Source organism: bacterium (assembly GCA_021372535.1).
Classification (GTDB): domain Bacteria; phylum Latescibacterota; class Latescibacteria; order Latescibacterales; family Latescibacteraceae; genus JAFGMP01.
In genome coordinates, this window is sequence record JAJFUH010000071.1 from 1 (window position 1) to 12,931 (window position 12,931).

Consider the following 12,931-nt stretch of genomic DNA (forward strand, 5'->3'; position numbering starts at 1 on the left):
AAGGAACGAAAAGAGAAAGAACATGAAATCAATAACGTCATAAGCAGGCTTTATATGGCGACGGCCGGTTTCAACGAGGCACGGGTCATGTTCTTTACGCCCGGTATGATTCCGGGCTTTGGTATGGCGGGAGGATTCGAACTAAAACTTGAGGATAAAACAGGCGGCGATATCAAAGTATTTGAACAGAATGCCAACCGTTTTCTGGATGAACTCCGAAAGCGCCCGGAAATTCAATATGCCACAACCGCCTTCAATACCAATTTCCCGCAATATCAGGTCGATGTCAACGCCGACAGGTGCAAGCAGTCGGGATTATCCGTAAGTTCGGTATTATCGGCATTGCAGGGATATGTCGGAGGGTATTACACATCGGACTTCAATCGTTTCGGGAAGCAGTATCGCGTTTTGTTGCAATCCGAGCCCCAATATCGCGGCAACCCGGAAGACATGAACAATATTTTCATACGAACATCGTCAGGCGATATGGCTCCGATTACGGAGTTTATCTCGTTCAGACGTGTTTATGGCCCGGAGAGTCTTACACGATTCAATATGTACACATCGATTTCGGTTAACGGCGGACCCAATCCGGGATTCAGTTCCGGGCAGGCTATCAATGCAGTTAAGGAAATCGCTGCGCAAACATTACCGCAAGGTTATGGATATGAGTTTTCAGGTTCCACCCGGGAAGAAATTGTCTCGGGAAGCAAGTCCAAGCTGATATTTATTCTGAGTCTTATTTTCGTTTACTTTTTGCTGTGCGCCAAGTATGAAAGCTTTATTCTGCCGTTCTCCATTATTTTAACACTTCCCATCGGTATATCGGGCTCTTTCATATTTGCATGGATGATGGGCGTGGAAAACAATATCTATCTCCAGATTTCTTTGATAATGCTCATCGGTTTACTGGCGAAAAACGCTATTCTGATAGTGGAATTCGCTTTGCAGCGCCGTCGTGCCGGAATGACCATCGTGCAGTCGGCAATCAATGGAGCAACCGCCCGGTTACGCCCGATTCTGATGACATCGTTCTCGTTTATCGTGAGTCTGATTCCGTTGGTTATCAGCGCCGGTATAGGCGCTAACGGAAACCATTCCATAGGAGCCGGCGCGGTTGGCGGTATGCTGGTTGGAACAATGATCGGGATTCTGGTTATACCGGTCTTGTTTGTGATTTTCCAAAATATCCAGGAAATGCTCAGAAAGCCTTAACACAGGGATGACCGACGCCGGATAATCGGCAGAACAATTGCATGTTTTAACAGACAAGAATATTTATGAAAATACGTTATGAAATCATACTCCTCACGCTCTCGTTAACCGTAGCACTCGCCGGATGCGGAACGACACGGTGCCTGCCGCCTCAGGCTGTTGAAACCGACGGTCTTTTTGGCAATACACCGTCCACGGGAACGACATCATTGGCGGATATGCCATGGAACGGGCTGTTCGCTGACGAGCATCTGCAACAACTCATCGGAGAGGGGCTTGAGCACAATTTCGACCTGCAGATTGCTGTACAGAAAGTTGCTGAAGCCGAGGCGTATCTTCAACAGAGCACGGCTGCGCTACTGCCGGATTTAACGGCGGCAGGCGCAGGAACGTATAATCGGAATTCCGAATCGATCAATCCGGACGGCCCTCGCGAAAGTAATTATTATAAACTGGGATTAGAGTCGAGCTGGGAAGTGGATATCTGGGGTAAGCTGCGAAGTACCAAGCGGGCATATTACGCCAATTTCCTCTATTCCGATGCGGGCAGAAAAGCGGTACAGACCCGTTTGATAGCCGATATCGCCAGCGCATACTATCACCTTCTGGCATTGGACGCCCAGTTGGCGATTACCAGAGAAACGGTGCAGAACTACATCGATCTGGTCGCCACCATGACAGCGATGAAAGAAAGCGGTAAAGTAACCGGCGCCGCGGTGATGCAAAGTGAAGCGATGCGGTATGCCGCCGAAGTAACTATCCCCGATATACAACAGGAAATTCTGGAAACCCAGAATACGCTTTGCTTCCTCGTGGGGCGCAACGGAGGGTCTGCCATCGAACGGGGAACAATCGAAAAACAACCCCCGGTGCCGGTTATGAAAATCGGCATTCCGGCCATGCTGCTCGAAAACCGTCCCGATGTCATGGAAGCGAAATTCCTGGTTATCAAGGCATATGAAATGACTAAAAACGCTCATGCAAATTTCTATCCTTCACTGACTATTACCGCATCGAGCGGACTTGCGGCGGTTAAACTGGATGAATTATTTGATCCGGGTTCGTTTGCCGCAAACATTGTTGGCGGACTGGCACAGCCTGTTTTCGATAAAAAAGCAAATATCACCAGATTGAAAGTTGCCAGAGCGCAACAGGAAGAGGCTTTACTGAATTTCAAGAGTACTCTGTTAAACGCGGGAAATGAGGTTCAGAATGCGCTGGGTTCATACCAGTCTTCTGTCAGCAAGGCACAGCTCCGGGGATCGCAGCTCGAGGCGTTGATTCAATCGGTCGATTACACGAAAGAATTGCTTACCTACGGCTCCGCAAACTATACGGAAGTACTCAATGCTCAACAGAGCTTGTTATCCGCACGGCTGAGCAGTGTCAACGACCGTCAGCAACAACTGAGAGCTGTCGTTTCTCTTTATCGCTCGCTTGGCGGGGGCTGGAAACAGTAATTATGCAATACCATTATCATCCAAGACTGATGTTAAGTCAGCATTGACAGTCTCTTCCTTTATCGCGCTCTTTTATACTAATATTTCTGGCAGGTTCATCTTTTATCAGACAGATGAACCTTTTTTTATTCCTCAATTTCCTCAAAACATGTACGCTATAAGCGGTATCAATACTGCTCCGGCGAATAAATAATGATACTGATATTTGGAATAGATGCCGAAACAAGTTCGGCATGACACAATCTTATGTCACTGTTTAACCACCGAAGCAATAACTCTGTGAAAAATATTCATTATCGAAAATCATCACAGTGTTTGCCGTTCTTTTCATTTCCTTCTGTGTTTGTCATACCTGTCGTTAATGGGCTGTCGCTTGTAAAAACAATCAAGAGAAACAAAGAATTATAAACCTACAGAGGAAAATTCTCTCAAAAGATGCCAGTCCCGAAGAAAACGAAAAGGCGTTGAAACCTGGAGCCTTGTTCTCTCCTGCGAAACCACATTTTATGCCATCGAAAATTCCGGAGGTTATTGACGAGGTTCTGATGGAAAGGAAATGACGAAGAGGGGGAACGGATACGATGAAAACCATCGTATGGTTTGGCTGTTTTTTTGGGGCACATGGCAGAGTGTATCTGCCAGGAAATGTAAGGCGGTACTGTCAGGCTGATGACAATGTGTCCACTGTGAATTGAATTCCGGTAACAGCTTGTCATGGTATAACACATTGTTATTTAATAGATATAGTAATTGTTGAATAAATGGGCAGGAAAAGAAAGGGGAGTATTCATTCACTATTTCGCTTGACTTGGTTAGAATACAATGTTTTATTAAAACACGGTTTATCACAGAACTGTCCGGTTAAATTTTAAAAAAGCCCCCTTTCTGTCACTTCGTGACATCCTTCCCCCTCAAGAGGGCAGGACATAACTGCAAGCACCACAATCTGTTGCCCCCTCCGGGGAAACAGGCGCGTAAGCGCTGAAGGGGGCTGTTGTAAATAATAAGAGATATTACATCGGGAATTGTGCAGATTCATTGAAAACCATAACGTTTACAATACATTATACAAATTGAAATGTAATTTAACCGGACACTGTTGAGTTTATCACATTATTTATGGTATTATGTGCTTCTCTCTTTATCATGCAAGGTATTTGACAAGTCATTCCGGTTTATACTACTGCCCCCTTTTCCACATTCCCTTTTCCCCGGAGGGCACGGGAAGTCGTTGCGCCACAGTAATATCCAGCCAGCCCGAAGGGCAGGAAGGGGGCTTTGAGAAATAAATGCAACTTATTGATAATTCGCTCACCACAAAATTAATTATTAAAGGTACCCATATTTCAAATTCGAATCGCCTCCTGAGTTATTTTGAGGTCAGGTTATGAAGTATTCCATGATTTGACCGATTTTTTGAAGCGTACTTTATCCCATGGCTTCTCATTAAAACATGGGATATTATCGTATCATAGCTAGTGGAGTGACATTCTTCTTCCAAGACAAAAACAGATTGTATTCATGGGTTTATTATAATGGCAGATACGAAAAAAACAAAAGCTCAGCTTATTACCGAACTGCAAGAACTGCGAAAAATAATTGCTGAAGGAACATCTGAAAGAAGAAAGAGGAAATCGAAAGAATGTTCCGATGAAGAAAATATTACAAAGATTTGGGAGACCTATGAACACAGTCCGATACCAACTCTTGTAATCAGCACGCAGGAGAAGGTTATCCGTTATAATAATGCCATGAAAAAGCTGTCCGGGTATTCTCACAGGGAAGTTCCTGATAGAGAAGCATGGATGCCCAAGCTGTTTCCGGATAAAAAATACCGGAAACATGTCAGTGAATTGAGCAGAAGAGTGCGACAGAGAGAAATCGATGTGATATCGGAAGAATATATCATAACACGGAAAAACGGAGAAGAACGCACCGTTGAATTCAATGTTATTGATATTATAAAAGATGGTAAGACAACCGATTACCGGATACTACAGGGAATAGACATCACCGAGCGTAAACGTATAGAGGAAGCTTTAAGAGAATCCGAAAAAAAATTTCGTTCTGCTGTTGAAAGCAATCCAGATTTTTTGGTGTTTATAAAAAGAGATGGGACAATATTCGATGTTAATCGCCTCGATAAGGGTTTTACCAGCGGAATTGTCATCGGTCGCAATGTTTTTGACGAAGAATGGTATGAATCGAAAGATCAGCTTAAATCAGTTCGAAAAGCTATAAGGATTTCAAAAGAAACCGGAACGACAACCAAATACGAATATTCACAAAAAGGGCCAGATGGTTCGCTGTCATTCTATGAAACGAGAGTATCTCCTTTTGAATACGACAAAAAGGGGAAAATCATATCTCTTCAATTATCGACTCGCGACATCACCGAGCGAAAGCAGGCGGAAGAGGCTTTATTACTATCAGAGGAAAAATTCTCAAAAGCCTTCCACTCCAGTCCCAATGTGGTTATCGTCAGCCGGCTCGCTGACGGTAAAATTCTTGAAGTCAATGACGCGTGGGAGAGTCTTTTTGAATACAGCCGGGAGGAAGTACTCGGGGAAAGTTCACTCGAGCTGAATTTGTTGAGTACGAAAGACCGTCAGCGCGCCGTTTCATTATTTAAGAAGCAAGGATTTGTACGTGAATTCGAGTTGGAGGTAAGATCAAAATCCGGGAATATACACATGGCCAGTATGTCTATTGAAGAGATTGAGATCAGCGGTGAACAATGTATAATCACCACCATGCACGATATCACCGAACGTAAACACGCCGAGGAGGCGCTGCGCGAGAGCGAGGAACGCTACCGTAACCTGTTCAACAATGCATGGGACGGGATTTTTATTGTCGACAGAAAAACGGGAAACATTCTTGCTTCAAATCCTGTCGCATCAAAGCTCTACGGTTATTCCAGAGAAGAGTTACTGCGCATGACCATATATGATGTTTCTGCTGAACCGGAAAAGACTACGGCTGCAATTCATGATGGCATAACACAAATCGTTTCACGTCTTCACCGTAAAAAAGACGGCACAATATTTCCTGTAGAAATAACCGGCAGCTATTTTACAGAAAGTGGTCATGAACTGTATACGGTATTTATCCGCGACATCACCAAGCGCAAGCAGGCAGAGGAAACGCTCAAAGATTCGGAGGAAAAATACAGGAATCTGTTCGATAACTCCACCGATTTTGTCTACACCCTTGATTTGAAAGGTAATTTCACGAATGTAAACAGAGCGGCAGAGTATCTCACCGGGTACACCAAGGCTGAGCTGATAGGGATGAACTTCAGGTATTACACCATAAAAGAATCGCGCAGAAAAGTCATCTATGCTTTCCACAAGCTTTACATGACAGGCGATCCTTTGCAGGATTTCCCCTTTGAGGTTATCATTAAAGATGGTGCGATGAAGTATTTCGAAACCAGCGCTGCCCGGATAAGCAAAGGGAATAAAATTATAGGATTTCAGGGGATTTCACGAGATGTGACAGAACGTAAGCGGGTAGAGAAAGCGCTCCGGGAGGATAAAAAGAAACTCCGGTCGCTTGCGCTGGAATTGACCGCTTCCGAAGACCGCGAGCGCAGGCGGATTGCAGCGTATCTCCATGACATGATCAGCCAGGCGCTTGTGGTCATCAGAATGAAACTTGCGACGCTGCAGGAGTTGAAAGATACTGAACAGGCAGCGGTATTGAATAAAGAAATCCGCACATTGCTCGAAGAGACGATCGAATGTACGCGGTCGATAACATTTGAATTGAGCTCCCCCATTCTGGACAGGCTGGGTTTTGAACCGGCGGTTGAATGGCTCTGTGAGAAAATGGCGGAAGACCATGGGCTTGTGATCGATTTCAGAAGCGATTCATCGACAAAAGACATGGATGATGATAGTAAAAGGTTTCTGTACCGATCAACAAGGGAACTGCTGATGAATGTCATCAAGCATGCCTGTGCAGGTTGTGTGAAGGTTTCCGTTTTCAGGGAAAAGGGTACGCTTTGCATTACTGTCGATGATGACGGCGTCGGTTTTCAGGAAGGTTTGGAGGATAACCGGTACCTGGAACGCGGATTTGGCCTTTTCAGTATCCATGAGCGGCTGGATCATCTCGGGGGCAGTATGGAAATTGACTCGAAACCGGGTCGTGGAACCTGTATTTCTCTTTTTGCGCCGCTGGGAAAAAAGACAACACAGAAAAAACAGGAGCAGCCATGAAAATTTCAATCCTGCTTGCCGACGACCACAAGATTCTACGGGATGGCATACGCGCATTGCTTGAAAAGGAACCTGACTTCGATGTGGTTGGCGAGGCCGACAGCGGCAGAACCGCGATAGAGATGGCCTGTAAGCTCAAACCCGATGTGATCATAATGGATATCGGAATGCCGGATATGAACGGCATCGAAGCCACAAAGGAAATACTGTCCGGAGTACCCTCCATTCGGGTACTCGCGCTGTCGATGTATGCCGACAAACGGTTTATCGTCGAAATGCTGGACGCGGGAGCGACCGGATATCTTGTCAAGGATTGCACCCTCGATGAAATGCTTTCTGCAGTCCGTTCCGTGGCTTCAAACCAGAAATATATAGCTCAAAAATTGCTTGTAAATTTTATTGATGATTATATGAAGAATACGGGTAATAGCGATATGTTGAAAACCCGGCTCACTCCCCGTGAAAGAGAGGTACTGCGCTTGATCGCGCAAGGTAAAAACACCAAAGAGATTTCTTCAGCACTGCATATAAGCGTGAAAACCGTAGATACGCACCGTCAGCATGTTATGAATAAACTGAACATTCATAATCCTGTAGATCTTACCAAATATGCCATACGCACAGGGTTGATATCCATATAACAATTTGATAATAAAAGATATATCATCCACTATCGCAAACAGTTTTCTTTCTCACTCTCAGGTGTTCACCTGATACCTTATCAGGTTTTTCCTTACTCCCAATCAGAATCTTCCCGATTGTTTTCATGATCTTTGCGGTGCATTGTTATATCATGAAATAAATAATTTCAATTATTCAGCCCACCTTTATTCGAGAGAATTCCTTGTAGCTTGCTGCGTGGCAGCTCGTTCACTTTTATTGGAAACGAAGTATAAATGTGTGCCCAAAAGACAATAACTATTGTATTGGTTGATACAGACAGAAATGTTCGGAGCTGTTACCGTTCGGTGCTGGAAAAAGAGAGCGATATGCGCGTGATAGCCGAAACAGAAGACAGCGAATTGACTGTTCATCTCCTGTCCATGTTAAAACCGGATGTTATTGTCATCGATTCGGATTTAGTTGATTTGATTGGCAATCATCAATTATCGCAATGCATCATGAAAACACCGGATATCAAAATGATCGTCGCTTCCTTTTATTCGGACAGCCGGTTTGTGATACGGATGCTTCATGCGGGAGCTTCCGGTTACATTCTGAAAGACTGTGCTCAAGAAGAACTTGTTACAGCTATTCGTAAGGTTTTAGCGAATCATACCTATATCAGCTCCGGGATTGCGGGAATTGCAAAAAAATAACTGACGAGGAGGACAATAATGATGAACGAGAGCCAGACTCAATATAAGACCCTTTTGGAAACACTACCGCAGAAAGTATTCTATAAAGACAGGAATTCGGTCTGGATTTCCTGCAATATGAACATGGCCAGCGATCTGGGGCTCTTGCCTGAAGAAGTAACCGGTAAATCCGACTTCGATTTATTTCCGAAAGAATTAGCCGAAAAATACAGTGCTGACGATAAAGAGGTCATGGATTCCGGTGAAACACGGGAAATTGAGGAGAAGTATATCCAAGACGGAGAGGAACGCTGGGTCAACACCATAAAAAAGCCTGTAAAGAATGAAAAGGGTGCGGTGACAGGAGTATTGGGAATTTTCTGGGATATTACTGATCGCAAACGATCTGAGGCAGAGTTGGCTCAACACCGTGAACATCTTGAGCAACTCGTACAGGAACGAACAGCAGCTCTGGAAAAAATCAACGAACAACTGAAGAATGAAATATCAGCGGGAAAGCAGCGGGAGGAAATAATATCCAGACAAAACCTGGAAATCCTCGAGCTTTCGACACCGGTTCTCCAGATAATGGACGGCGTGGTTGTAGCGCCGCTCATCGGCACTATCGACAGTGAGCGTACCCAGCGCTTTATGGAGCGCTTTCTCGGCACTATCGTGAAGACGAACTCACCGGTTGCCCTTATGGATATTACCGGTGTGCCCACGCTCGATACACAGACAGCGCAGCATCTCATCGAGGCTGTCACTGCCGCTACCCTTCTCGGCACAAAGGTTATCGTTACCGGTGTGAGCCCTGCTATAGCCCAGACGCTCGTACACCTGGGTGTCGACCTGACGGATATTACCACAAAATCGTCCCTGTCGGCGGGTTTGCGGACGGCGCTGGAATTTCTGAATATGGAAATTGCCTCGAAAAAAGGAAGTTGATATGGATACTTCCCGTATGGACGATAGTTTTATTCGACTGCTGTACTATGGTTCCATCGCTATGATTACGGGAACCATTGTATGTATTTTCATATTGCCCGATTGGATATTTACCCAGTTACCTCTCCACTCGTTCACCGAGACCATGGGAGTATTCGCAGGCTTATCGGTGGCTGTCCTCCTCTATTTACAATTTAAACACAGGAAAAATCCATCGTATGTCTTCATCTCATCCGGGCTGATCTGCATGGGCATACTGGATGGATTCCATGGCTCGGTCTATCCGGGGCAGGGGTTTGTCTGGTTGCACAGCGCAGCAATGCTGGCCGGTGGTTTTCTGTTCGCCATGGTCTGGCTGTCGGATCACCCCGTCATATCGACAAAAACCGGATTCCTGCCTGTCGTGACAGCGATTGGCACCCTCATCCTCGCGATACTCTCGGTGTCTTCCCGTGCTACGTTTCCTGTAATGGTAATTGAGGGTGCTTTTACACCTGTCGCCATGGCCATGAATATTCTGGGGGGCGTTTTTTTCCTGCTGGCGGGGCTGTATTTCTGGCACTCTCGTAATCAGGCAACCGAAGAAAGAAGGTTTTTTACCCTGTTCTGCCTGTTGAGCGGCTCGGCGGCTATCCTTTTTCCGTTTTCAGCGGTATGGGACATAGAATGGTGGCTCTGGCACTTTGTCAGGAACATGGCGTATTTCGTTCTGCTCATCTATGTCTTCATGGTTTTCCGCCAGTCCGAGGTCGAACTGCGGGAGCACCGCGAACGCCTTGAAGGAACCGTGAAAGACCTTGAAATGGCAAACGGGCAGCTCGCGAACGAAATAGCCGAGGGAAAGAGGCGGGAGGAAGTCATATCCATGCAGACCAGGGAAATTCTCGAGCTCTCGACACCTGTTCTGAAGGTGTTGGACGGTATTATCGTTGCACCCCTTATCGGCACCATCGACAGCGAGCGGACTCAACAGTTCATGGATCGTTTTCTGACATCCATCGTGCAGACCAACTCGCCGGTGGGATTGATCGATATTACCGGAGTTCCGGCTCTCGATACACAGACCGCCCATCATCTCATCGAGGCTGTCACTGCGGCGACTCTTTTAGGCACAAAGGTCATCGTGACCGGTGTGAGTCCCGCAATAGCCCAGACGCTCGTACACCTGGGCGTCGATCTGTCGGATATTATCACAAAATCCTCCCTGTCGGCGGGTCTCAAGGTTGCTCTTGATTATCTCGATCTATCGATTGCAAAAAAATAATTCAAAGGAGAACGGATAATGGCATCAATCGAACTATCGGTCGTAAAAATATTTGATATGCTACTTGTCACGGTTCCTCCCGATCCTGATGATGATACGATTTCACTTCTTCAGGACAAGGTACTCCATACGATGGAGACCTACGAAGCGAAAGGATTGATTCTTGATATCTCGACGGTTATGACATTCGATTCCTTTTTCGCCCGGACGATCGTCGAGACAGCCCAGATGTTCAAACTGATGGGAGGGCGCACGATAATCGCGGGAATGCAGCCCGATGTTGCCATTACCGCAACTCAACTGGGTCTGACACTCGGGAATATTCAAACCGCTCTCGATGTGGACAGGGCGCTGAAGATACTTTCGAATGGCGGTGATGGGGGTAATGTTCATGACAGTAATGCCTGAGGGCACAGTAAAAATTGAATCAGAGGGTGATATAGTCGCTGTTCGAAAGACAGTCCGTGAAATCTCCTGCGAATGCGGATTTGGCATTACAGATGTCACCAGGATTGTTACCGCGGCTTCCGAGCTGGCAAGGAACGTATACCATTATGCCGGACATGGAGACATGCTCTGGCATATCCTTGAAATATCCGATAGCATCGGCATTGAATTGATCTTTATCGACCAGGGACCGGGAATTGAAGATATCGATCAGGCGATGGAGATGGGTTATACGACCGGTAAAGGTATGGGGCTTGGTTTACCCGGATCAAAACGGCTCATGGGAGAACTGGAAATTCAGTCACAGGTCGGGAAAGGCACGACGGTGACGGTTCGGAAATGGTTGAAAAAACAATATGAACAATCCGGTGCGGCAGGAAATAATAAACATATCGCATAGCAGTGAAGCGGCAGAAGCGCGCCGAATTACAAAAACCATGGCATTGTCCATCGGTTTTGATGAAAAAGTATCTGAAGAAATCGTCATCGTCATAAGCGAGCTTGCTGCAAATCTTATCAAATATGCCCGAAACGGGACGCTGACGCTTACGCCGCTCGATGAAAATGGACCTCCCGGAATAAAAATCGAGTCCCGGGATACCGGCCCCGGTATTGTCGATGTCGAACAGGCTATTGGGGACGGTTATTCGACGGCAGGCAGTCTGGGATATGGACTGGGAACCGTCAACCGGTTGATGGATGAGTTTAATATCACATCGGACATCGGTAAGAACGCCGGTACATATATAGTGTGCACGCGGCGGTTAAAAAATGAAAACCAGAGCATGAAGGCTTGTCCTCTTGATGTTGGCGCCGCGACACGGATGTACCCTAGAATGGATGTAAATGGCGATGCATATGTAATCAAAAAATGGGATGAAAATCTGCTTGCCGGTGTTATCGATGGACTCGGTCACGGCCAGTTTGCGCACCGCGCTTCTGAAAAAGCCCGTCAGTATGTGGAAACACATTATGATCAATCCTTCGAAGAATTATTCAGAGGTGTCGAGCGTTCATGCCGCGCCACAAGAGGGGTTGTCATGGCTCTTGCGAAGTTTGACTGGGGACGTGAGAAACTGACTTATGCCTCTCTGGGAAATATCGATGTAAAATTTTTGGGCTGTGCCGAGCCCGTGAATTTTGTCGTTCGACGCGGCATTATCGGTTTAAAGTCTGTGAAACCGGTTGTTACCGAGCATACATGGAGTGTCGGTTCTCTCATGGCCCTTTATTCCGACGGGATACGGTCGCACTGGCGATGGGACGATTTCCCCGGGCTCAGGGCAGAGCCAGCAGCAACTATTGCCCAAAATCTGCTGAGGTCGCTTGCCAGAGACAATGACGATGCCACTATTGTTATCGTAAAGGACCGCATATCATGAGTACAAAAAGCCTCAGGCAGCAGCTCGAAGAAGCGCGCAAGACCATCACTCTGCTCCATGAAGAATTAATGGAGATGAACAGGGGTATGACAGCGTTGGACCTGGAACTGGAAAAAAGAATAGATGAACGTACATCCGCGCTCAGTGCAAGCGAAGCGCGCTACCGTAATACTCTCAACAGTATGCTGGAAGGCTGCCAGATTATCGCCTATGATTGGCGTTATCTTTACGTTAACGATGCTTCTGCCGTTCATGGAAAAAAGTCAAAGGAAGAACTTTTGGGACATACAATGATGGAATGTTATCCCGGCATCGAAAAAACGGATATGTTTGCCGTATTAAAGCGCTGTATGGAGGAACAGACATCCTGCAGTATCGAGAATGAATTTATATATCCCGATAACTCACAATCATGGTTTGAACTAGGTATATATTCCGTTCCCGAAGGTATCTGTATCCTTTCAATCGATATTACCGAGCGCAGGCTGGCCGAAGAAGAAATAAGGAAACTTGCAAAATTCCCTGCCGAAAATCCAAACCCAGTGATGCGTGTCACTCCCGATGGGTCTGTCATCTATGCAAATACTCCTGCAATGAATCTTCTGAAATCATGGAAAAGCGGCATTGGGCAGCATCTGCCCGAAAACTTGTGCGAATTATGCATGAATGCATTAACCCAAAATCCAATTAA

At 46.1% G+C, this 12,931-nt stretch carries 11 protein-coding genes; all 11 read left to right on the top strand.

What is annotated here, in order from left to right; genetic code table 11:
* On the top strand, positions 1 to 1,215 hold a 1,215-nt coding region (locus tag LLG96_07335), incomplete at its 5' end, for an efflux RND transporter permease subunit (protein MCE5250017.1).
* Between the two features lie 65 nt (positions 1,216 to 1,280).
* On the top strand, positions 1,281 to 2,675 hold the full coding sequence (locus LLG96_07340) for an efflux transporter outer membrane subunit (protein MCE5250018.1): 1,395 nt from the start codon (positions 1,281 to 1,283) through the stop codon (positions 2,673 to 2,675).
* A gap of 1,535 nt (positions 2,676 to 4,210) precedes the next feature.
* The gene (locus LLG96_07345) at positions 4,211 to 6,901 is read left to right on the top strand and encodes a PAS domain S-box protein (GenBank protein MCE5250019.1); all 2,691 of its coding nucleotides are present in this window, start codon (positions 4,211 to 4,213) and stop codon (positions 6,899 to 6,901) included.
* A complete protein-coding gene (locus LLG96_07350; protein MCE5250020.1) occupies positions 6,898 to 7,542 on the top strand; it encodes a response regulator transcription factor in 645 nt (214 codons plus the stop codon). The genes LLG96_07345 and LLG96_07350 overlap by 4 nt, the downstream gene beginning before the upstream one ends.
* Before the next feature lie 255 nt (positions 7,543 to 7,797).
* On the top strand, positions 7,798 to 8,220 hold the full coding sequence (locus tag LLG96_07355) for a response regulator transcription factor (GenBank protein MCE5250021.1): 423 nt from the start codon (positions 7,798 to 7,800) through the stop codon (positions 8,218 to 8,220).
* Positions 8,221 to 8,238: 18 nt separating this feature from the next.
* On the top strand, positions 8,239 to 9,147 hold the full coding sequence (locus LLG96_07360) for a PAS domain-containing protein (protein MCE5250022.1): 909 nt from the start codon (positions 8,239 to 8,241) through the stop codon (positions 9,145 to 9,147).
* Between the two features lies 1 nt (position 9,148).
* Positions 9,149 to 10,411: an STAS domain-containing protein gene (locus LLG96_07365; protein MCE5250023.1), complete on the top strand. Its 1,263-nt coding sequence runs from the start codon at positions 9,149 to 9,151 to the stop codon at positions 10,409 to 10,411.
* Between the two features lie 18 nt (positions 10,412 to 10,429).
* Entirely contained in the window at positions 10,430 to 10,819 is a 390-nt protein-coding gene (locus LLG96_07370) for an STAS domain-containing protein (GenBank protein ID MCE5250024.1), read from the top strand.
* Positions 10,812 to 11,258, top strand: coding sequence for an anti-sigma regulatory factor (locus LLG96_07375; GenBank protein MCE5250025.1), 447 nt, complete (start codon positions 10,812 to 10,814; stop codon positions 11,256 to 11,258). Before LLG96_07370 ends, LLG96_07375 begins: the two co-directional genes overlap by 8 nt.
* Complete coding sequence (locus LLG96_07380) at positions 11,215 to 12,240, top strand: ATP-binding protein (GenBank protein MCE5250026.1); 1,026 nt, start codon at positions 11,215 to 11,217, stop codon at positions 12,238 to 12,240. The genes LLG96_07375 and LLG96_07380 overlap by 44 nt, the downstream gene beginning before the upstream one ends.
* On the top strand, positions 12,237 to 12,931 hold a 695-nt coding region (locus LLG96_07385), incomplete at its 3' end, for a PAS domain-containing protein (protein MCE5250027.1). The genes LLG96_07380 and LLG96_07385, both read left to right, overlap by 4 nt.

Excerpts from the sequence above, each read along its gene's own strand:
- LLG96_07340 (MCE5250018.1), top strand. The coding sequence starts at position 1,281 with ATGAAAATACGTTATGAAATCATACTCCTCACGCTCTCGTTAACCGTA.
- LLG96_07345 (MCE5250019.1), top strand. The coding sequence starts at position 4,211 with ATGGCAGATACGAAAAAAACAAAAGCTCAGCTTATTACCGAACTGCAA.
- LLG96_07350 (MCE5250020.1), top strand. The coding sequence starts at position 6,898 with ATGAAAATTTCAATCCTGCTTGCCGACGACCACAAGATTCTACGGGAT.
- LLG96_07355 (MCE5250021.1), top strand. The coding sequence starts at position 7,798 with ATGTGTGCCCAAAAGACAATAACTATTGTATTGGTTGATACAGACAGA.
- LLG96_07360 (MCE5250022.1), top strand. The coding sequence starts at position 8,239 with ATGATGAACGAGAGCCAGACTCAATATAAGACCCTTTTGGAAACACTA.
- LLG96_07365 (MCE5250023.1), top strand. The coding sequence starts at position 9,149 with ATGGATACTTCCCGTATGGACGATAGTTTTATTCGACTGCTGTACTAT.
- LLG96_07370 (MCE5250024.1), top strand. The coding sequence starts at position 10,430 with ATGGCATCAATCGAACTATCGGTCGTAAAAATATTTGATATGCTACTT.
- LLG96_07375 (MCE5250025.1), top strand. The coding sequence starts at position 10,812 with ATGCCTGAGGGCACAGTAAAAATTGAATCAGAGGGTGATATAGTCGCT.
- LLG96_07380 (MCE5250026.1), top strand. The coding sequence starts at position 11,215 with ATGAACAATCCGGTGCGGCAGGAAATAATAAACATATCGCATAGCAGT.